Source organism: Devosia sp. (genome assembly GCF_025809055.1).
In the GTDB taxonomy this organism is placed as follows: Bacteria; Pseudomonadota; Alphaproteobacteria; order Rhizobiales; family Devosiaceae; genus Devosia.
In genome coordinates this window covers 1,651,243-1,672,391 of the sequence record NZ_CP075529.1, presented here as the reverse complement: position 1 = coordinate 1,672,391, position 21,149 = coordinate 1,651,243, and the positions used below count along the sequence as shown (strand labels likewise).

The following is a 21,149-nucleotide window of genomic DNA, read 5'->3' as shown; positions in this document are numbered from 1 at the left end:
CCATGGCAGACCAATTTGACCTCACCATTATCGGCTCGGGCCCCGGCGGCTATGTATGCGCCATCCGGGCCGCGCAGCTGGGTCTGAAGGTGGCCGTAGTCGAAAAATGGTCCACCCTGGGCGGCACATGCCTCAATATCGGCTGCATCCCGTCCAAGGCGCTGCTGCATGCATCCGAACTGTTCGAGGAAGCCGGACACGGCTTCAAGGCGCTGGGCATCGACATTCCGGCGCCGCAGCTGAACCTTCCGCAGATGATGACCCACAAGAGCGAGACGGTGGCGTCCAATGTCGGCGGCGTCGATTACCTGTTCAAGAAGAACAAGATCACCGTGTTCCGGGGGATCGGCTCCATTCCTTCTGCCGGCAAGGTGCTGGTGACGCCGCAAAGCGGGTCCCAGACTGAGATTGCCACCAAGAATATCGTTGTTGCCACGGGGTCGGTGTCGGCTTCGCTGCCGGGCATCGATATCGACGAAAAGACGGTTGTCACCTCGACGGGCGCGATTGCCCTCGAAAAGGTGCCGAACCATCTTGTTGTCATCGGTGCGGGTGTTATTGGACTTGAACTGGGTTCGGTCTGGCTGCGCCTTGGGGCACAGGTCACGGTGGTCGAATATCTCGATCGCATCCTGCCCGGCATGGACAGCGAAGTTGCCCGTCAGTTCCAGCGCATGCTGCAGAAGCAGGGTATGGAATTCAAGCTTTCGAGCAAGGTTTCCGGCATCGACAAGCAGGAAGACGGTTCGCTGTCGGTTCGTGTCGAGCCCGCGAAGGGCGGCGATGTGGAAACCATCGGTGCCGACATTGCCCTTGTCGCCATCGGCCGCAAGCCGTTCACCGAAGGCCTGGGTCTCGACCTTGCCGGCGTTGCCCTTGACGAGCGGGGCCGCGTGCGGGTGGATGGCCACTACAAGAGCTCGGTGGATGGCATCTACGCTATCGGTGACGTGATTGCCGGCCCGATGCTGGCGCACAAGGCGGAAGACGAGGGCATTGCCGTCGCCGAAATCCTTGCCGGCCAGGCGGGTCATGTGAATTACGCCGCCATTCCCTCGGTGGTCTATACCAATCCGGAAGTCGCCTCGGTCGGCAAGACCGAGGATGAACTCAAGGCCGATGGCATCGACTACAAGATCGGCAAGTTCCCGTTCACCGCCAACGGCCGTGCCAAGGCCATGCTGGCGACGCAGGGCTTTGTGAAGATCCTGGCCGATGTGGAGACCGACCGCGTTCTTGGCGCCCATATTGTCGGCAAGAATGCCGGTGAGATGATCCATGAACTCGTGACGCTGATGGAATTCTCTGGCGCCTCGGAAGACCTTGCACGCACCACCCATGCGCACCCGACCCTGTCGGAAGCCATTCGCGAGGCGGCGCTGTCGCTGGGCGATGGCGCCATCCACATCTAGAGGCGTCGCCGGGGGAGGGTTACCAGCTTCCTCGCCAAAAGGTACGCCCACGCAAGGCCTTAGGGCCCGCGTTCCCGCTAGGATTGAGCGAGAAGGCATGGGGATGTGACGACAACTATTGAGGGGCCCCGGACGCAGTCCGGGGCCCTTTCTGTTGGCTGGACGTCATCAAAAGTCATCATACAACATGCCAATTATTGTATGTTGACTTGTCTCTCAATCTTCCATACCAGTTTTCAACCGGCCACGATCTGGCATCAGAAAAAGCCGGTGCGGGGTATCAGCCCTGCGGCGGTTGCAGCCTGAAGGCGGGCCGCTTGAGGACATTCTGGGAGGACTTACATGTTTCATCTGCCAAAGATGGCGGCTGCGGCCGTCGTCGCCACTACATTCATGGTGTCGGGCGTCAGCGCCCAGACAGTGCTGCGCTCTTCCGACACCCATCCCGATGGCTATCCCACCGTTGAAGCCGTCAAGAAGTTCGGCGAACTTCTGTCCGAGAAGACCGGCGGTGAATATTCGGTCGAGGTGTTCCACTCGGCACAGCTGGGCCAGGAAGCCGACACGATCGAGCAAACCCAGTTCGGCGTGATCGATCTCAACCGTATCTCCATCGGCGCCTTCGGTACCCAGGTTCCGAAAGCCACCGTCACCCAGCTTCCCTTCATCTTCCGTTCCGCTGATCACTTCCATGCCGTGCTCGATGGTCCGATCGGCGAGGAAATCCTGGCGGCATTCGATGCCGTGGACGTCGTGGCTCTCGCCTACTATGACGGCGGCGCCCGGTCCTTCTACAACAGCCAGAAGCCGATCACTTCGCCTGCCGACATGGAAGGCCTGAAGTTCCGCGTCATGGGTTCGGATATCTTCGTGGACATGGTTGGCGCCCTGGGTGGCAATGCCACGCCGATGCCCTATGGCGAAGTCTATTCGAGCATTCAGACCGGCGTTATCGACGGTGCTGAAAACAACTATCCGAGCTATGACACTGCCGGTCACGCCGAAGTGGCCCAGTTCTATTCGCTCGACGAGCACTTGATGGTGCCCGAAGTCCTCGTGGTCTCCAAGATCGTCTGGGACGGCCTGTCCCCGGAAGTTCAGGCAGCGATGCGTGAAGCCGCCAAGGAATCCGTCACCTACCAGCGTGAACTCTGGACCGCCAAGGAAGTCGAATCCAAGGCCAAGGTCGAAGCGCTCGGTGTGCAGATCAATGAAGTCGACAAGCAGCCCTTCATCGACGCGATGAAGCCGGTCTATGACAAGTATGTCACCGATCCGGAACTGCAGGACCTGGTCGCTCGCATCCAGGCCACTGAAGGCTAAGCATAAGCTTGACGAATAGTCCGGGCCGGCCAAAGCGCCGGCCCGGATTTTTGGGGAGACTGGATAAATGAAGAGCCGGCTTCTAGCGCTCAGCCGCGTGTTTCACGCGCTTTCTACGGCCGCCATGTGGGTGGCGGGCGTTGGCCTCGTCGCCATGACCGTTCTGGTCGCCTACCAGGTCTATATGCGCTACGTGGTCAATGCGTCGCCGCCCTGGACGGAAGGCGCATCCATCATGATCATGAGCTGGTTCATCTTCCTGGGCGCCGCCGTGGGCGTGCGCGAAAAGTTTCATATGGGCTTCGATGTGCTGCTCTACGCCATCCCCAAGGCGCGACCCTTCCTGCGCAGCATCAGCGATATTGCGATCTTCGCCTTTGCCTTTGGCATGATCTGGTATGGCGGCGAGCTGGCCATCCGCGGCGCGGGTGTCCGCATTCCCGTTCTGGGCCTGCCGCAGACCTTTACCTATCTCCCGATCGTGGTTTCGGGTGTCCTGATTTGCCTCTTCATCCTCGAGCGCATGGCTTTGCGCCTGGCTGGCGAACCGGTTGACAACGACACGATCGAATCCAGCGTGAACGAGGCCTGACGACTATGGAATACTGGATTCTCTTTGGCGTATTCGGCGGGCTCATGGTTGTCGGCACGCCCATCGCCTTCTCGCTCGGCATTGCCAGCTTTGCCACCATTGTCTATCTGGGCCGCCCGCCGGTGGTGGTGTTCCAGCAGCTGACATCGGGCGTGTCGCCCTTCACGCTGCTCGCCATTCCCTTTTTCATCTTTGCCGGTGACCTGATGATGCGCGGCGGTATCGCGGCGCGGATCATCGCCTTTGCCGGTGCCGTCGTCGGGCACATTCGCGGCGGGCTCGGCCAGGTCAATGTGGTGGCCTCGACCCTTTTTGGCGGTATTTCCGGATCCGCGGTCGCCGAGGCAGCTGCCGTTGGCGGCATCATGATCCCGCAGATGAAGGCGCGCGGCTATGGCGCCGATTATGCGGTCAACGTTACCTCGATGGCCGCCCTGATCGCGCTGCTGCTGCCGCCCAGCCACAACATGATCATCTATTCGCTTTCGGGCGGCGGTCGCATCTCGATCGCGGATCTGTTCACCGCAGGTGTTATTCCCGGCCTGCTGCTCGCCCTGGCATTGATGATCACCGCCTATGTCGTGGCCCGCAGGCGTGGCTATCCGACCGAGCCCTTTCCCGGCTTCTCCAAGGCGGTGCAGTTCTTCATCGTCTCCATTCCCGGCCTCCTGCTGATTGCGATCATCTTCGGTGGCGTGCGATCAGGTATCTTCACGGCCACGGAGAGCTCCTGCATTGCCGTGATCTATGCCTTCCTCGTGACGCTGCTGGTCTATCGCACCATGACCTGGTCGACATTCGTCCACTGCGTGTTGGGGGCCGTGCGGACCACCGCGATGGTGCTGTTCATCATTGGTGCCGCCGCGTCGTTTGGCTGGCTCATGGCCTATCTCAAGGTCGCGCCGATTCTCACCGAAGCCGTCGGACAGTTGACCAGCGATCCGCTGATGGTTCTGCTGCTCATCAATGTGCTGCTGCTGGTGCTCGGCACGTTCATGGACATGGGGCCGTTGATCATCATCACGACACCGATCTTCCTGCCGATGGTGCAGGCCTATGGGGTCGACCCTGTGCATTTCGGTGTGATCATGATCCTGAACCTGGGTATCGGTCTCAATACGCCGCCCCTTGGTCCGGTGCAGTTCGTCGCGGCTGCCGTGGGCAAGATATCGATATGGACGGCAATGCGCAGCGTATGGCCGTTCTATCTGGCCGGTATCATCGTCCTGGGCCTGGTCACCTATATTCCGGCGCTGTCCCTGTGGCTGCCGAGCCTATTCCGGTGATGCAATGTCGCTGATGGATACGGGCCAGGCACCGGCACGAAAGCCCAAACTCGCCGAAATGGTGGTCGAGACGCTTCGCAAGCGTCTGGTTGCCGGCGAGTTCGAGCCGGGCACCAAGCTGCCCACCGAAAGCCAGTTGTCGACCCATTTCGGCGTCAGCCGGACCGTGGTCCGCGAGGCCATGGCGGCGCTGGCGGCCGATGGCATGGTGCAGCCGCGGCAGGGCGCTGGGGTCTTCGTGCTGCCGCAGGCACGTTCTGCCTTCAGCACCATTGCCGGGGAGCGCTCGAACAAGATTTCGGTGGCGCTCAATGTGCTCGAAGTGCGCATCGGCATCGAGATCGAGTCGGCAGGTCTGGCGGCGCAGCGCCGCAGCACCAGTCAGGACGCCGCCATCCAGGAGGCCTGGAACGATTTCGGCCGGTTGCTGGAACTGGGCAATCCCACCGGCAAGACCGATTTTGCCTTTCACCGCGCGATAGCGGCGGCGACCAACAATCCATTCTACATCGAGGTGCTGGACGCCCTGGGCAGCCGCACCATCCCTTGCGACGTCGCCTCACCCTGGGGCACCGACAGCATATTGACCTACGAATATCAGGTCGGTCTGCATGAGGAACATGGCCGGATCCTGTCGGCGATTTCCGCGCAAGATGCCGAGGGTGCTCGCAATGCAATGCGCGAACACCTGTCCCGCAGCCAGGAGCGCTATCGCAGCCGCCTGACTGAGAACTCCAAACCATCCAGGACCTGACCATGACCACCGAATTCGACATCCGTTTCGCGATCGACCCGATCAGCGCTGCAGGAATGGGCACGGGCGAGCTTCGGGAGAACTTCCTGATCGACGACCTGTTCGCCGAGGGGCAGGTGCGTTGGACCTATACCCATTATGACCGCATGGCTGTTGGCGGCGCCGTACCCGGCGCGTCACCGATCGGCCTCGATGCCATCAAGCCCACCGGTACGGCCGCGTTTCTGGACAGGCGCGAACTGATTGCGGTCAATATCGGCGCAGCCGGCACGATTTCCGTCGATGGCACGGACCATGCCGTGGGGCCGCGCGACATGCTCTATGTCGGCATGGGGTCCCAGACCGTGACCTTCGCCGGTTCCGGTGCGAAATTTTACCTCCTGAGCGCGCCGGCGCACGCGGCTCACCCAACGACACTGCTGCAGCAGGCCAATGCCAAGCGCCTCGACCTGGGCAGCGGCGAGACCGCCAATGAGCGCTCGATTTTTCAGTATGTGAACGCCGACAGCGTCAAGACCTGCCAGTTGGTTGTGGGCCTTACCCAATTTGCGCCCGGCTCGGTGTGGAACACCATGCCGGCCCATATTCACGACCGGCGCATGGAGGCCTATCTCTATTTCGACCTCAAGCCGGATGCCTTCGTGGTGCATCTGATGGGCGAGCCAGACGAGAGCCGGCATCTCATCGTGCGCAACGAGCAGGCCATCCTGTCTCCGCCCTGGTCCATTCACTGCGGTGCCGGCACGGGCGCCTATACGTTCATCTGGGCGATGGCCGGCGACAATGTCGACTATACCGACGTCGAAAAGGTCGAGATGGCGGACCTGCGCTGATGGACTTGGGTGCATTCAGCCTTGCAGACCGAACGGTCATGGTCACCGGTGCCAATACCGGCATTGGCCAGGGCATCGCGCTCAGCATTGGCCGGGCCGGAGGCAAGGTCATTGGCGTCGGCCGCTCATCGATGCAGGAAACGGCGTCCCGAATGGCCGAGATCGGCGCCGAGTTCGTCGAGGAACGCGCTGACCTCGGATCGGTGGCAGAGGCCCAGGCGATGTTTGCCCGTGCCTGGAGCGCGCATGGTCCCATCGACGGGCTCGTCAACAATGCCGGTATCATCAAGCGGGTCGACGCGGTCGATTTCACCGAAGATGACTGGGATAGCGTGATGGACATCAATCTCAAGACGATGTTCTTCCTCAGCCAATCGATCGGCAAGCAGGCCATAGCTGCCGGGCGCGCTGCGCGGGTGGTCAACATCGCCTCGATGCTGAGTTTTCAGGGCGGTATTCGCGTGGCCAGCTACACGGCTTCCAAGAGCGGCGTTCTGGGCATCACGCGCCTGCTTGCCAACGAATGGGCTGCCAGGGGCATCAACGTCAACGCCGTCGCTCCTGGCTATATCGAGACCAACAATACCGAGGCCCTGCGCAACGATCCGGATCGTTCCGCTGCCATATTGGGCCGAATTCCGGCCGGGCGCTGGGGCGTGCCGTCCGACATCGGCGACGCGGCAGTTTTTCTTTTGGCCCCGGCTTCCAATTACATGCACGGCGCCGTCATCCCGGTCGATGGCGGCTGGCTCGCGAGGTAGAACTATGACCGATCAGATGTTTTTTGCGCAGCCGGACCAGGCCGCGTGGACCGAACTGGCCCCCGGCAATACGCGCCGGGTGCTCATTCATACGCCTGAGTTGATGCAGGTCGAGTTCGGCTTCGACAAGGGTGCCGTTGGCGCTCTGCATAGCCACCCGCACATTCAGGTCAGCTATGTTGCCGAAGGCAGCTTCGAGGTGACGATTGATGGCAAGACCGAGGTGGTCGGGCAGGGCGGCAGTTTCATTGTGCCCTCGGGCCTTGTTCACGGCGTGGTTGCCCTCGAAAAGGGGCGGCTGATCGACGTGTTCACGCCCCACCGGGCGGATTTCCTTTAGCCGATTTCCGCCAGCATGGTGGCATAGGCGGCTTCGTGTGTACCGGCCCAGTTCGCCTTGCCGGGCTCCGTAAGGCGGCCGCGTCTTGGCGGGATGAAGCTATAAATGCTGCATATGGGTTCTTCCCGCCATTGCAGATTGAAGGCGGCAAGGTTGGGGAAAAACTCCATATCGGAGTAGGGCAAGTGATCATGCACCCACCAGGCTATCGCCTCCCAATCGCCGGTTCGTTCGTAGTATGGAATAAACCGGTTCACGACGATGCAGGCCGTGGCCCCCATCCGGCCTGCGCTGTCGCGACGGTCCCAGATATGCCCGGCGAAATTGGCTTCGTTGCTACCGCAATTGAGTTTGTTCTCGTTGCCGAACCGGTTGACTTCGGGCGAGCGATAAGACGAGCGAACGGAGATACGTCCAAACCGGGCCTGGAGTGGCTCGAGCAATTCCTCGCACAGGCGCTTTCCGGCGGCGATTGCGAGATCCGGATCGGTGGGGATGTTCCCGATGCCGTGGATGGTCGCGATCTCCGAAAAGAGAAAATCGCGCATGAAGAAGCTCTCGGACAGGCGAACGCGGCCGAATGCTTCGAGAGCTCGAACGGATTTTGGCTTGCGCATGGGGCTTGTTTCCATTGCCGGTGGCGGGCAGATGATGGTGGCACAAGGTTGGCCGGGCGACCCGGTTTCGACGCAACGGAGACACGCCATGTTGCTCATCGCCTTTTACATCGCCATTTCGGTCGAGGCGATGACGGCGGCCCTTGCCGCCGGCCGCCGCAACATGGACTGGTTTGGTGTATGCCTGATCGCCTGCGTCACTGCATTGGGCGGGGGCACCTTGCGCGATATTCTGCTCGACCACTATCCGCTGGTCTGGGTGCAGAATCCCTATGTGCTCCTCCTGGTCTGCGCAGCGGCCCTTGCCACCATACCGCTGGCGCGGCTGGTGGATCGCCTCAAATGGCCATTTCTTCTGCTCGATGCGCTGGGCCTCGTGGTGTTCACGGTCATCGGCTGCAATATCGGCATCGAGGCGGGGGTACACCCGATCATAGTCATCGTCGCAGGCATGGTGACGGGAACGGCTGGCGGCATTCTGCGCGATGTGCTGTGCAACGACGTGCCGCTGATCTTTCAGGGCGAACTCTATGCCACCGTGTCGATGATCACCGGCATTTTCTATTTCGTGGGACTTTTGGCAGGAGCCCCGGTGGACCTGATGGTGGTTCTCGCCATCGCGCTCGGGTTCACGCTGCGGACGGTTGCCCTGGTCTTCAAGTGGGAAATGCCCAAATTCGTCTTCGACCGGGAGATGCGCAAATGAGGCCAGTCCCCGGCAGCGCCGTTATTGTATTCCTCTGTTTGATGGAGACTTGAAAGTTGCGACAGACCTGGCGGTGGTTCGGCCCCAAAGACCTGACCAGTATCGACGACATCACCCAGGCTGGAGCGGCCGGTGTTGTCAGCGCGTTGCACCATGTACCCAATGGCGTGGTCTGGACGGCAGAGGAGATTGCCAGGCGCCACAACGAGATCGCGACGCGCAAGGATGGCTCGGCGTCCGGCCTGACCTGGGATGTCGTGGAGAGCCTGCCGGTCAGCGAGGACATCAAGAAGCAGAAGGGGGCATGGCGGGACCACGTCGCCAATTACAAGGTTTCGATGCGCAATCTGGCGGAAAGCGGCATCGAGACCATCTGCTATAATTTCATGCCGGTGCTGGATTGGACCCGCACCGATCTGCGTTGGACGGTGCCCAATGGCGGATCGTGCATGCGTTTCGATATCAACGATTTTGCGGCATTCGATATCCACATCCTCAAGCGGCCGGGCGCAGCGACCGACTTCACCAATGCCATTGCCGACGAGGCGGCCCGCCGCCACGAGACAATGAACGAAGATGACAAGCGACAGCTTGCCCGCAACGTGACCATGGGCCTGCCCGGATCAACCGAATCCATGTCGCTGGAGGATGTGCAGGCGCATCTGGACGAGTATGGCAGCATCAGCCGCGATCAACTGCGCAATCATTTCGTGGCTTTTCTGGAAGAAGTCGTGCCCGTGGCAGAAGACCTTGGACTACGGCTGTGCTGTCATCCCGATGATCCGCCGTTCCCGCTTCTCGGTCTGCCGCGGATCATGTCGACGGAAGATGACTACGCCTACATCATGGATGCCGTGGACAGCCCGGCAAACGGCATGACGCTGTGTTCCGGCTCGCTGGGGGCACGGCCGGACAATGACCTGCCGGCCATGATGGCGCGATTTGGGCCCAAGGTGCATTTCCTTCACCTGCGCAACGTCAAGCGCGATGGCGGTGACATAGCCGGGTCGTTCTTCGAGGCCGAGCATCTGGGCGGCGACACCGATATGGTGGCCCTGATTGCAGCGATCATTACCGAAGAGAGGCGGCGGAAGGCGGAGGGACGCAAAGATTGGGAAATCCCGATGCGCCCGGACCATGGACAGGATATACTCGATGACCTGGGACGGCGGTCCCAGCCTGGCTATCCGACCATCGGACGCATGAAGGGTCTGGCCGAGTTGCGTGGCGTGATGACGGCACTCGAGCATGGCCAGCATGGTATTGGAAAGCGGTAGTTTACGACTTTTCAAAGGGTTGGCGCCAGTATTGCAGGAGAATTTCGCGCACAAGAGGCGATCTCGATGGATGCTTTGGTGGCGCTGCAGCGCCTGGTCGCGTGGTTCACGCCCGACGACCTGAAGGACGATCTGCACCGGCGCAAGCGGGTGCAGATGTTCATCATCAGCCACATTTTCGGGCCCATCATCGCAACGCCCATCCCGGTGTTTCTGTGGCTGGCGGACCCGAGTCCCAATCCGCATGTCGCCATCCTGGCCGCCTCCATCTGGGGTTTTTGGCCATTTCTCGCCCTGTTCAAGCTCATGCCCCGCGCCTATGTGCCGCTGGCCATGGCATCGGTCGTGAACCTGACCTTCTGCGTGCTCTGGGGCACCTACAATTATGGCGGCACGAGCTCGCCATTCCTGGTCTGGCTGGTGCTCATCCCGCTGCTGGCCTTCATGTATCTCGGCTCCACCTGGACCGCCCGCATCTTCGTGTTCTCCCTGATATCCGGCGGCATGGCGGCGCTCTATGCGTTCTACCTCTATGGCGCTTTTCCCATCCACATTCCGGTCGAGAACATGGTGGTGGCCGGCGTGCTGTCGGCATTGGGCGCGAACATCTATGTGTTCATGATGGCTGCCTACTACTCGAGCGTGGTGGATAGCCAGTCCGAGCTGATCAGGGAAATCGAGCGCCATCAGGATACGCTGCAGGCGCTGACCGTTGCCAAGGAAGAGGCCGAACGCGCCAATGGCGCCAAATCCGAATTCCTCGCCAAGATGAGCCATGAACTGCGCACGCCGCTCAATGCGGTTCTTGGCTATTCGGAAATATTGCTCGAAGACGCTGAGCTCGACGGCCGCGGCGAGCAGATTGCCGATCTCCAGAAGATCAGCGCCGCCGGCAAGCACCTGTTGTCCATGGTCAATGATATCCTCGACATCTCCAAGATCGAGGCCGGCAAGATGGCGCTGCATCTGGAAAGCGTGGATCTCGACAAGCTGGTGGACGAAGTCGAATCCACCGCGCGTCCGCTGGCGGCCAAGAATACAAACAGCTTTGTGGTGGATCGGCGCAGTGCGCTGGGCACGATCAAGTCCGATGCCACCAAGCTGCGGCAGGCAATATTCAACCTGCTCTCCAATGCCAGCAAGTTTACCCAGAACGGGCAGATCACCCTTGATGCCGTGCGCCATCAACTGGATGGGCAGGACTGGGTGGAGATCGGGGTCGCCGATACCGGCATCGGCATTTCACCCGAGCAGCAGAAGGCCCTGTTCAACAATTTCAGCCAGGCCAATTCAAAGATCGCCGCCGTCTATGGCGGGACGGGTCTTGGCCTGGCGCTTTCGCAAAACCTGTGCCGGCTGATGGGCGGGCGCATCGAACTCCAGAGCGAACTGGGCAAAGGGTCCCGGTTTGCCATTTTCCTGCCGGCCGATCCCAGCGCGCAGCAGACGACGTCGCCGTCTGAGCCGGGACGGTCTGAAATAGCCGAAGCCGTGGTCACCGACGATCAGGACCTGATCGAGGATCTGGAGGCGGAACTCGTCGAGCGTGGCGACGGCTACGCGGCCATGAACGGACACGATCAGGATCACGACAAGCGGGCGCGCCTGCTGATCGTGGACGATGATCGCAACTTCCTCGAACTGGCCGAGCGGCTGTTCCGCAAGGAAGGGTTTGTGCCGGTGTGTACGGATGCGCCGCAGTCGGCACTGCAGATGGCACGGGCAGTGCGTCCGGCGGCCATCTTCCTCGATATTCTGATGCCAGGCTTTGACGGGTGGGACGTATTGGCCGCGCTCAAGGCCGATCCCAGCACAGCCGATATCCCAGTGTTCATGATCTCAATCCTGGGCGAACGGGCCAAGGCGCAGGCTGCCGGTGCGGATGGCATTGTGGTCAAGCCGCTCGATACCTCCAAGGTCAAGGCCGCGATGGCGGGGGTAAGGTCGGTACGGGGTCGCGCCGCGAAGGCCACCAGCTTCTAAGAAGGAAAACGCAATGGCGATGGTGCTGATAGTGGAAGACAACCCGATCAATCGGGATGTGCTGGGGCGCCGACTGGAACGCCGCGGCTTTTCGATCCGCTTCGCCGAGGATGGTCCAAGCGGCATCGCTGCGGCCAAGTCGCTGATGCCCGATGTCATCCTGATGGATATCGGTCTCGGGGAAATGGATGGCTGTGAGGCGACCCGCCGCATTCGCGCCGATCCGGAAACGGCGGCCCTGCCGATCATCGCTCTGACGGCGAGTGCCTTTGAAAGCGACCGGGCCAATGCACTGGCCGCGGGCTGTATCGACTTCGATACCAAGCCGGTCGATCTGCCGCGACTGCTCGGCAAGATCGAGGCCGTGCTCGGCCCGAAAACGCCGCCGGCGGCGATGAGTATCAATCTTCCTTGAGGGAAAACCGCGGGGCCGTTTCGATCAGTGCTGTTGAGTCACGGCGCCGCCATGCGGAGACGTCTTAGGCGCCTCTTCCGGCCCTGAGGGTGGCGAATGTCTCACGCAGCGCCGCCAGATCCAGCGGCTTCTGGTGCAGCATTGGCCGGCGCAGGTTGAGGGCATCGGCCGCCTTGGCGGTCATTTCCAGCATCACCGGGTCCTGGCCGCTGACCACGATAATGTCCCCCTGATACCCCTCCTGCGACAACAGGCCGAAAAGCTCGAATACATCGAGATGCGGCATGGAGACGTCGACGGCGAGAATATCGGGAGAGAGTGCCGCGACGAGATTGATCACGCCGCGGGAGTCGGTTGTTGCAAACCCCTCGAGGCCGCAGCGCTCGGCAATCCGGACCACCAGTTCGGCCGAGGACGCATCGTCGTCCACGGCGAGCAGTTTGAGGGGCGGGGCCACTGGCGTCCTCAGGCGGCGCCGGTCCGGCCGGCCCGGCGCGGTTCGGCCGCCTGGCCTTCGTGGCTGACCCGGTATTCAAGGTCGGCGTCGCGCATGGACCTGGCCAGGATTTCGACAACCTGATCGATGTCCTCGAAGGAGTGGGAGGCCATGACCTGGAAGCGGAACCGGGCGCCGCCCTGGGGAACGGCCGGATACTCGACCAGGTTTGCGATGCCGCCCAGCGCCGAAAGGTGGCGGGACGCGAAGCGCCCGACGCCTTCCAGCCCCAGCCGGACAGGCACGATCGGCGATGGATCGCCTAGGGTTTCGAGGCCAGCCTTGGTCATTTCGGCGCGCAGATAGAGGATGTTGTCCATGAGCTTGCGACGCAACTGCCGGCCTTCCTCGGACCGCACGATGTTCAGTGCCGTGAGCACGCTCGCGGCCTGAACCGGGGACAATGCGTTCGAGAAGGTATGGGTGGCACTGTAATATTTGAGATACTCGGCCGTGGCGCGATCCCGAACGGCGATGAAACCACCATTGGACGCGAAGGTCTTGGAGAACGATCCGATGATGATATCGGCCCCATCGAGCATGTTCTGGAGGCCAAGGTGGCCGAGGCCATCATCACCGATCGAACCGAGGTCGTGCGCGCAATCCACCAGAAGCGTGGCGTTGAACCGGTCACACAGGGCGCGCATGGCGCCCAGATCCGGTGTGTCCGAATGCATGGAGAACAGGCTTTCGGTCACGACCATGATGCCATTCTGAGCGTCGTTGTTGCGAATGCGCTCAAGCTTGCGAGCCAGGGCATCAAGGTTGATGTGGCCATGATAGTGGATGTTCTGCGTGGCCGCCTTGGCGCCTTCCTGCAGGCAGGAATGGGCCAGAATGTCCATCACGACGTGATCATTGGTGCGCACGAAGCCCTGGATCGAACCGTATCCGGCTGCCCAGCCGGTGGGGTAGAGCACGATCTCGCGGCCGCCGAGAAACTCTGACAGGCCCTGCTCGAGCTTGAGCGAGTTTGCCGTATTGCCCAGCAGGGCGGCCGAGCCGGCGCTGTGCACGCCATATTCGGCGATGGCGTCGATGGCGGCCTGCTTGACCGCCGGATGCGATGACAGGCTGAGATAATCCTGGCTGGCGAAGTTGATGCCAGCAAAGGTCTGCCCCGAATCCGTGCGAGCCTCGCAGCGGGCTTGGGGCGCCGTTTCAGTGGAACGCGCATAGGGCCAGAGACCGTGCTCGCGGCGCAGGTTCTGCCATTCGTAGAAGGCCCCCACGCGACCGACCAGGTCTGCGCCCTCAGGCGCACGATAGTCCCGCAGGCTGCCAGTCAGCGCTCCTTCTGGAACGGATTCAAATGTCTTTTCCATGCGCACTCCATGCTGGCCCTTCTGGCCGTATTTGCACTTAGGCTAAAATTGCTCGCTGAAATCGAGCTTAATCGGATCGGTTTATTTTCCCTAACGCGCCAGACATCGAAAACGGCATTAATTTCCCGTGAATGCTCAAGGAAGCGGGGCCATTTGCGTTCCGATCTCACACAAAATTAAGCGGCCTCAGCGCAGTGTGGGGCCATGATGCTCGTCAGGCGAATGATCACGCTCGGCAACCAATTCGTCGACCGCGCCATCGGCGCGGACGGACTGGGCACGGCTGTGCGCGAAAAACTCATGGCGCAGCAATTGGAAACTGTCAGCCGGTCTGCCCCCTACCTTTTCGCAGCATCCCTGATCGTCTCCATCGTCTTTCTTCTTCTGGCCCTGGGAACGCCGGTCTTTCCGGTCGCGCTCGCCATTCTGGTGCCGATCAATTTTCTCCATGCGCATGGTGCTTATTGGGCCGTTCTGCGCCCTGACGCGGGCAATGTGAACACCCGCGCCTGCATGACCGTCTTGCACGCGGCATTGGCGGGATGCCTGTGGGCCGTGCTGATGAATTTCGTGCAGGCGGGGCTGACGGAGTCCGTTCACGGTGCGGTTCTGGTGAGCGGCGGCGGGCTCTTTTGCATCTCGATCCTGGCGCTGCTGATCTACCCCCAGGCCATGGCCGCTTTTGTCATTCCAATGGCGGTTGGCCTGCTCAGCGGGCTGGATAGCCTGGGCAATATTGACAACCTGTTCGGCCTCGCCCTGCTGCTCACCGGCTTTACCTTCATCGTCGCCGTGATTTCCCTCAATCATGCCGCGTCCTTTGTAGCGCGGCGCGTATCAGAACTGCTGGTTCAGGAGAAAAGCGAGATCATCGGACTGTTGCTGCGAGAATTCGAGCGCACGTCATCTGACTGGATCTGGGGCTTCGACGAGGCCGGCGATCTCAACCGCATTTCGGACGGCTTCACCCAAGCAACCGGTGTGACCGAGGAGGCGCTGGTTGGCGCTGACTTCGTCTATTTCCTTCGCTGCATCACGCCGCCGGATGATCCGCTGGTCAACCAGATTGAAGAGCATGTGCAAAGGCGTGCAACCTTTCAGGATATCGAACTGCTCGTTACGGCCGATGGCCAGACCTGCTGGTGGACATTGACGGGTAAGCCGGTATTCGACGAGGCCGGTGCCTATCTTGGCTATCTCGGGACGGGCTCGGACATTACCGAGCGCAAGGTCGCCGAGCGCCGCATCACCCTGCTCGCCCATCATGACTCGATGACCGGGCTCCTCAATCGCGGCAAGTTCACCGAACAGCTCAGCCTGTCCGTCGCCCGGCTCGAGCGGTATGGCACTCCCTTTTCGGTCATTTTCCTCGATCTCGACCAGTTCAAGGCCGTCAACGACACACGCGGGCACATGGTCGGCGACCGCCTGCTCGTGCAGATCGCGCGGCGCATCGAGGAACAGGTTCGCGAAACCGATCTCGTCGCCCGGCTCGGCGGCGATGAGTTCGCCATTCTATTGCCCAATGATGCGAACCGGGATGGCCTGGCTGACCTCGCCTATCGCCTGATCGAGGCCATCCGCGATCCAGTGGTCATCGAGGATGAGCACCTTTCGATTGGGGCGAGTATCGGCATTGCCATGGCACCCATAAACGGCACGCGCCCGGACCAGTTGCTCCGCAATGCCGACCTGGCGCTCTACCGTGCCAAGGCCGACGGTCGCTCGGTGTTCCGCTTCTTCGAGAGCCAGATGGATTCAGAAGCGAGGGAAAAGCGGCTTCTCGAGGCCGAGCTTCGCGATGCGATCGGCAATGGCGAACTGGTGCTGCACTATCAGCCGCTGGTCGATGCCGAGAACGAGCAGCCCATGGGCTTCGAAGCCCTGATCCGATGGGACCACCCCATTCGCGGGCTGGTGCCGCCTGCCGAGTTCATCCCTGTCGCCGAGCAATCCAGCCTGATCGTCGATATCGGCGACTGGACCATCGAAACCGCATGCCTTGCGGCAGCGGACTGGCCCGATCACCTCACTGTGGCGGTCAATCTGTCGGCCAAGCATTTCCGCCGGTCGGACATCAAGTCGGTGCTGCAAAAGGCCCTGACGCGGTCCGGACTTGCACCGCATCGCCTCGAAATCGAGATCACCGAGGGCCTGCTGATCGAGGACCCGGATGATGTCATCGACAAGCTGTCCGGCATCCGTGATCTCGGCGTCACCATCGCCATGGATGACTTCGGCACAGGCTATTCATCCCTCGGCTACCTGCTAAAATTCCCATTCGACAAGATCAAGATCGACCGGTCTTTCGTGGAGGCCTCTGCCAGCGATGAGGTGGCCCGCGACATCCTGCGCGCCATTACCTCGCTGGGCAGAACGCTCAAGCTCAAGATTACCGCCGAGGGTGTCGAGACGGCGGAGCAGGCCGCCTTCCTGTCCGAAATTGCCTGCCACCAATTGCAGGGCTTCCATTTCGCCCGCCCCCTCGACAGCATTGACCTGCCGCACTACCTGCTTTCGATGGTTCCCACTCAGGCATCGGCGGTCAAGGCCGAGGCAGAAAAGGCCCTGATCGGGTCCTAGCGGCTCAGTCTTCCAAGAGGTATCCACCGGCTCGCGCCGGCAGGATTTCGGTGCCCACGATCTTGGCGACGGCACTGCCGCGTTCGGCCAGCCTGGCGCTGGCCCGTGACAGGATGAATCCGTCCGTACCTGCCAAAATCGGCAGACGCTCGAAAAATGCCTCCGGCCCATCCATGCTGATGAGGTCGGCGACGACATCGCCCCTGCGCACCCGATCGCCAAGCTTGACCCTATAGGCCAGAAGGCCCGGCCCAGGCGCGCGAAGCACTTCCGTGGCCTCGAACGGCGTTGGCTCCGGCGCAGCGGGAGGCGGAACCGGCTCACCGCGGATCAGGCCGCGTCCAACGAATACGTTGAACAGTGCCCTTGCATCGCCGACGCCCAGAGCATCCTCGACATCGGCCTGTCCGCGATATTCGAGCGTCGCCGTTTCAGCGGCGGCGGGAATGGGGAAGCCCGGATTGGCCCGGCCTGCCTTGCGGAACAGGGAGGGCAGGACTTCGTCGAACGAGCCGCCGCCGCTGTCTTCGGCGGTCAGAGTTGCGGCGACACCCATGTGCCCGGCCAGATCCTGCAGCCCGGGCATGAGCTCGGGCGAGGTGAAAATGTGCATGAGACTGTCGTCGTCGCAATGCAGGTCCAGGACGATGTCGGCATCATGGGCGGACGTCATGACCAGATGCCGGAGGGTCTGGGCTGCGCCGGAGTGCGTTTGCTGCGCCAGCCAGTCCCCGACGGCCGCGCGGATGATCGCGACATTGGCGCCTGCGTCGTCGCTGAGTTTTCCGGCAATCCGGTCTGCGACCAGCGGATAGAGGTCGGGCCACCGGCGATTGAAGTTGATGCCGGTCGAGAGATCGTAGCGCCCGATGTGGCGGCGCAGCACCCGCGTCCCCAAGGCCAAGGGATTGACCGAGGGGAAAACCGCAAACCTGGCGTTCAGCAAACCGGCTTGATCGGCCTCTTTCAGCATGGGCAAGAGGTGGTGCAGCACCATGGTGCCCGGTTGTTCATCGGCATGAAGCGCAGCCTGCAGATGCACCTTCTTGACCCCATCGGCGGGGCCGGCTGTGAACCAGTGCAGCGTGGTGGAGTGACCCGGCGCGTCACCGGTCAATGTGGTCGTGTGGTGCTGAAAGCTCATGGGACTAGCGAAGCCATTTCGGCGCAAAACGCATACGGGGTTGGGCAGGCAGGTGCCGCATCAGGCGCTGATAGATGAGGCCGAAAAAGAAAAACACCACCAGCGATACGATGAGGAAGTAGAGGGCAGCTACCGAGAAGTGCAGGAAAGCATTGAAGTCGCGCTCGAACAGCGACTTCGCCGTTGTCATCAGGTCGGCCTGCGCGCCAACGACCGGCAGCGCGAAATAGACGATGGCGGTCGCGTGGAACAGGAACACCACTTCGTTGGTGTAGGCGGGCCAGGCGAGCCGGATGAGGTTGGGCCAGATGACACGGCGGAACTGCTGGCTGCGGCTCATGCCATAGGCGCGGGCCGCTTCCACGGCGCCACGGGGCACGGCGCGCAGGGCGCCATAGAAAATTTCTGCCGTATAGGCGGCGGTGTTCAGGATCAGCACCAGCGGGCCCATGAACAGGGGATGCAGCACGAAGCCGGAAATGCCCAGAGGCCGCCACAGCGTGAGATTGAGGGACAGCGCGAGCGAATAGAACATGAAGAACTGGATGAAGAGCGGAGACCCGCGAAAGGCATAGATGTAGCCACGCGAGAGCCGGTTCAGGACCGGGTTGTCGGACGCCTTGCCGAGGGCCAGGAAAATGGCGAGCACGAAGCCGATCGGGATGGAAGCGGCGGCGAAGTAGATGTTGAACAGCACCGCCGGGGCCATGATCGCGAGATCGTTCAGTATTGCCTGCATCAGCCGTGTGCCTCGCTCAGAATGCCGCGCCCCGCGCGCCGCATGATGGCATCGAAGGCTTTTTCGGAGAGCCAGGTGACGAGGATGTAGAAGACGAACAGCACGAGGTAATACCGCCAGCGCCAGTCGTCATGAACCAGTCCCACCGCCGGCAGGAAGTTCGGTGCGCCGAGCCGGTCGGCCCAGAGCACGATGTCGGCGATCTGGAGCAGAGACAGGAGGGACGTGGCCTTGACGATCAGCATCCAGACATTGGACAGGCCGGGTAGGGCATAGACCCACATCTGGCGGATGTGGACGCGCCAGAGCACCTGTGTCGCCGACATGCCATAGGCGCGGGCGGCCTCGAGTTGACCCTGCGGTACGGCCCGCATGGCGCCGTGAATGACATTGGTTGCAAAGGCTCCATAGACGAGGCCGAGCGAAACGCTGGCGAGGAGCAGATATTCGGCCGTGCCCAGGAACCAGTTGGCCTCCCTGCAGGGCGGCCACGGCGAGGTCTGGGCGGCAATGGATTCGGGCGTGCACACCTGCGTGGACACGAACCATTCGACCGCTTGCTCGAAGGCCAGGGGAAAGAACAGGAAGAACAGGACGTCGGGTACGCCCCGAACGATCGAAGAATAGACCGTGCCGATGAGACGAAGGACGGCAAATCGCGAGTTTTTCAGGGTGGCGCCGGTCAGGCCGAAAACCACGGCCAACAATCCACCGAGCAGGGCCGCATAGACGGTGAACTGGAAACTCGCATACCAGGTCAGGTGCTTGCCATTGGTCAGGTAGCCGACCCAGAAGGCGATATCCTCGGGCATCCCGCGTCCTTGCGCTGGTGATCCCTCCCGGGGGCGGGAGGGATCGACTTAATCAGATACCGATCATTCGGCGAAGTACGGACCCTTGCCGTCGAACCACTGGGCGATCAGCCCGTCAACGGTGCCATCTGCCTTGAGGGCGGTCAGGGCCTCGTCAACCTTGGCCTTGAGGTCAGCATCTTCCTTGCGCACGCCGGCGCCGACACCGCCACCGATCATGACGTCTTCGCCAACGAACTCGAGCGCGCCGCTGGATGCGGTCACGACGGGTTCGAGATAGGCGCCGTCGGCCAGGATGGTGTCGAGATTGCCTGCGGCCAGGTCAGCCATGGCCTGATCGGCGGTGGAGAAGGTGACGATGGTGTTGGCGCCGCCCAGGTTTTCCTCAGCGTATGCGGCCTGGATGGTGCCACCCTGAACGCCGACACGCGCGCCCGAAAGCGCGGCAAAATCCAGGTTGGCGCCAGCGGCGGCGACATACTTGGACGGATCGGGCGGGAAGTAGTTCTGGGTGAAGTCGATGGTTTCAAGGCGTTCGTCGGTGATCGACATGCCCGCCATGATCAGATCGTAGTTGCCCGCCAGAAGATTGGGAATAATCGAGTCCCAATCGTTGATGATCCACTCGCAGCTCAATTCGGCCTTCTCGCAGATGGCGTTGCCCAGATCGATTTCGAAACCGGCAGGTTCGCCAGCGTCATTGAGGAAATTCCAGGGGGCATAGGCGCCTTCGGTGGCGATGCGGACCGTTTCCTGCGCGAAGGCGGGGGTGCCCAGCGCCAGGACCGCAGCTGCGGTCAGAAGGATTGTCTTCATTGATGTTCTCCTTGACTGTTTTTCGTTCTATTCGCCCGGTTGAGCCGGGTCGCACCTCAGCATCCGTCAGGCATGGCTGGCGGCATTGAGGAATTGCTTGAGACGGGCGGATCGGGTGGCGCCGAAGACTTCATCGGGCGAACCCTCCTCTTCGATCATCCCCTGGTGCAGGAAGATCACGCGGTCCGATACGGATCGGGCAAAGTCCATGTCATGGGTGACCAGGATCATGGTGCGCCCTTCGTCTGCCAGGAGCTTGATGACGCGCAGCACCTCGACTTCGAGTTCCGGGTCCAGCGCCGATGTGGGTTCGTCGAACAGCATCACCCGTGGGTTGATGCACAGGGCTCGCGCTATGGCGGCCCGCTGCTGCTGGCCGCCGGAGAGTTGTGCCGGATAGGCATCGGCCTTGGCGCCAATTCCCACCTTGTCCAACATCTCGCGCGCCTCGCGCTCGACCTCGTCGCGCTGACGCTTCTGCACGACAAGCGGCGCCTCCATGACATTCTCCAGAATGGTCATGTGGGCCCAGAGATTGAATGATTGAAACACCATGCCCAGTTCCGAGCGGATACGGCGCACCTGGTGTTCGTCGGCGATATGGCGGCGCTGGCCCGCGCCTCCAAGGCGGATGGCTTCACCGTCGATCATCACGTCGCCGCTATCGGGAATTTCCAGCATGTTGACGCAGCGCAGCAAGGTGGATTTGCCGGAGCCGGATGAGCCAATGAGGGAGACGACCTGACCTTCCCGTGCGGTGAAGGAAATACCCTTGAGGACCTCGAGGGCGCCAAAGGACTTGTGCAGATTGCGCAATTCGACAACCGGCGATGCCCCCGCGACGACGGGTTCAGCTTGCGTCATGCTCACCTTGGACCCGTTGGAGGGGCCTTCCTGACCGGGCGACTGCCTAATTGTTGACCTGGCAATCTTGA

The 21,149-nt window shown here is 61.6% G+C and carries 21 protein-coding genes; 13 read left to right on the top strand and 8 right to left on the bottom strand.

Annotated elements, in window-relative coordinates; genetic code table 11:
- The first annotated feature begins 2 nt into the window (after window positions 1-2).
- The 8 genes from lpdA (at window position 3) to KIT02_RS08160 (ending at window position 7,301) form a co-directional block, all read left to right on the top strand.
- Window positions 3-1,412, top strand: coding sequence for a dihydrolipoyl dehydrogenase (lpdA, locus tag KIT02_RS08195; protein WP_297584769.1), 1,410 nt, complete (start codon window positions 3-5; stop codon window positions 1,410-1,412).
- 342 nt (window positions 1,413-1,754) lie between these two features.
- Complete coding sequence (locus KIT02_RS08190) at window positions 1,755-2,735, top strand: TRAP transporter substrate-binding protein (RefSeq protein ID WP_297584767.1); 981 nt, start codon at window positions 1,755-1,757, stop codon at window positions 2,733-2,735.
- Between the two features lie 67 nt (window positions 2,736-2,802).
- Window positions 2,803-3,327 carry a TRAP transporter small permease gene (locus KIT02_RS08185; RefSeq protein ID WP_297584764.1) on the top strand — a complete coding sequence of 175 codons (525 nt, stop codon included), beginning with the start codon at window positions 2,803-2,805 and terminating at the stop codon, window positions 3,325-3,327.
- Window positions 3,328-3,332: 5 nt separating this feature from the next.
- Entirely contained in the window at window positions 3,333-4,613 is a 1,281-nt protein-coding gene (locus tag KIT02_RS08180) for a TRAP transporter large permease (protein WP_297584761.1), read from the top strand.
- A gap of 4 nt (window positions 4,614-4,617) precedes the next feature.
- A complete protein-coding gene (locus KIT02_RS08175) occupies window positions 4,618-5,367 on the top strand; it encodes a FadR/GntR family transcriptional regulator (RefSeq protein WP_297584758.1) in 750 nt (249 codons plus the stop codon).
- 2 nt (window positions 5,368-5,369) lie between these two features.
- On the top strand, window positions 5,370-6,200 hold the full coding sequence (kduI, locus tag KIT02_RS08170; RefSeq protein WP_297584754.1) for a 5-dehydro-4-deoxy-D-glucuronate isomerase: 831 nt from the start codon (window positions 5,370-5,372) through the stop codon (window positions 6,198-6,200).
- Window positions 6,200-6,961 (top strand): 2-dehydro-3-deoxy-D-gluconate 5-dehydrogenase KduD, encoded by a 762-nt coding sequence (gene kduD, locus KIT02_RS08165; RefSeq protein WP_297584751.1) that lies wholly within the window; start codon window positions 6,200-6,202, stop codon window positions 6,959-6,961. The genes kduI and kduD overlap by 1 nt, the downstream gene beginning before the upstream one ends.
- A 4-nt stretch (window positions 6,962-6,965) precedes the next feature.
- Window positions 6,966-7,301: a cupin domain-containing protein gene (locus KIT02_RS08160; RefSeq protein ID WP_297584748.1), complete on the top strand. Its 336-nt coding sequence runs from the start codon at window positions 6,966-6,968 to the stop codon at window positions 7,299-7,301.
- On the opposite strand, the gene KIT02_RS08155 is transcribed toward KIT02_RS08160, so the two are convergent.
- Window positions 7,298-7,918 carry a hypothetical protein gene (locus tag KIT02_RS08155; RefSeq protein ID WP_297584745.1) on the bottom strand — a complete coding sequence of 207 codons (621 nt, stop codon included), beginning with the start codon at window positions 7,916-7,918 and terminating at the stop codon, window positions 7,298-7,300. The two genes, KIT02_RS08160 and KIT02_RS08155, sit on opposite strands and share 4 nt — an antisense overlap.
- 88 nt (window positions 7,919-8,006) lie before the next feature.
- Between KIT02_RS08155 and KIT02_RS08150 the strand changes: the two genes are divergently transcribed.
- From KIT02_RS08150 to KIT02_RS08135, 4 genes are all read left to right on the top strand, one after another.
- Entirely contained in the window at window positions 8,007-8,624 is a 618-nt protein-coding gene (locus tag KIT02_RS08150) for a trimeric intracellular cation channel family protein (RefSeq protein WP_297584742.1), read from the top strand.
- A 56-nt stretch (window positions 8,625-8,680) separates the two neighbouring features.
- Window positions 8,681-9,901, top strand: a complete 1,221-nt coding sequence (gene uxuA / locus KIT02_RS08145) for a mannonate dehydratase (RefSeq protein WP_297584739.1) — start codon at window positions 8,681-8,683, stop codon at window positions 9,899-9,901.
- A gap of 66 nt (window positions 9,902-9,967) precedes the next feature.
- A complete protein-coding gene (locus KIT02_RS08140) occupies window positions 9,968-11,884 on the top strand; it encodes an ATP-binding protein (RefSeq protein WP_297584736.1) in 1,917 nt (638 codons plus the stop codon).
- A 13-nt stretch (window positions 11,885-11,897) separates the two neighbouring features.
- Window positions 11,898-12,299 (top strand): response regulator, encoded by a 402-nt coding sequence (locus KIT02_RS08135; protein ID WP_297584733.1) that lies wholly within the window; start codon window positions 11,898-11,900, stop codon window positions 12,297-12,299.
- 64 nt (window positions 12,300-12,363) lie between these two features.
- Here KIT02_RS08135 and KIT02_RS08130 read toward each other — a convergent pair whose 3' ends face one another.
- Together KIT02_RS08130 and KIT02_RS08125 are read right to left on the bottom strand one after the other, a co-directional pair.
- Window positions 12,364-12,756, bottom strand: coding sequence for a response regulator (locus KIT02_RS08130; protein WP_297584729.1), 393 nt, complete (start codon window positions 12,754-12,756; stop codon window positions 12,364-12,366).
- Between the two features lie 8 nt (window positions 12,757-12,764).
- Window positions 12,765-14,120, bottom strand: coding sequence for a pyridoxal phosphate-dependent aminotransferase family protein (locus KIT02_RS08125; RefSeq protein ID WP_297584726.1), 1,356 nt, complete (start codon window positions 14,118-14,120; stop codon window positions 12,765-12,767).
- 222 nt (window positions 14,121-14,342) lie between these two features.
- Between KIT02_RS08125 and KIT02_RS08120 the strand changes: the two genes are divergently transcribed.
- The gene (locus KIT02_RS08120) at window positions 14,343-16,703 is read left to right on the top strand and encodes a bifunctional diguanylate cyclase/phosphodiesterase (RefSeq protein WP_297584723.1); all 2,361 of its coding nucleotides are present in this window, start codon (window positions 14,343-14,345) and stop codon (window positions 16,701-16,703) included.
- A gap of 4 nt (window positions 16,704-16,707) precedes the next feature.
- Here KIT02_RS08120 and KIT02_RS08115 read toward each other — a convergent pair whose 3' ends face one another.
- The 5 genes from KIT02_RS08115 to KIT02_RS08095 form a co-directional block, all read right to left on the bottom strand.
- Complete coding sequence (locus tag KIT02_RS08115; protein ID WP_297584720.1) at window positions 16,708-17,847, bottom strand: succinylglutamate desuccinylase/aspartoacylase family protein; 1,140 nt, start codon at window positions 17,845-17,847, stop codon at window positions 16,708-16,710.
- 4 nt (window positions 17,848-17,851) lie between these two features.
- On the bottom strand, window positions 17,852-18,586 hold the full coding sequence (locus tag KIT02_RS08110; RefSeq protein WP_297584718.1) for an ABC transporter permease subunit: 735 nt from the start codon (window positions 18,584-18,586) through the stop codon (window positions 17,852-17,854).
- Window positions 18,586-19,398, bottom strand: a complete 813-nt coding sequence (locus tag KIT02_RS08105) for an ABC transporter permease subunit (RefSeq protein WP_297584715.1) — start codon at window positions 19,396-19,398, stop codon at window positions 18,586-18,588. Before KIT02_RS08105 ends, KIT02_RS08110 begins: the two co-directional genes overlap by 1 nt.
- A 63-nt stretch (window positions 19,399-19,461) precedes the next feature.
- Window positions 19,462-20,214: a transporter substrate-binding domain-containing protein gene (locus KIT02_RS08100; protein WP_297584713.1), complete on the bottom strand. Its 753-nt coding sequence runs from the start codon at window positions 20,212-20,214 to the stop codon at window positions 19,462-19,464.
- A 66-nt stretch (window positions 20,215-20,280) separates the two neighbouring features.
- The gene (locus KIT02_RS08095) at window positions 20,281-21,078 is read right to left on the bottom strand and encodes an amino acid ABC transporter ATP-binding protein (RefSeq protein WP_297584711.1); all 798 of its coding nucleotides are present in this window, start codon (window positions 21,076-21,078) and stop codon (window positions 20,281-20,283) included.
- Window positions 21,079-21,149: the final 71 nt, after the last annotated feature.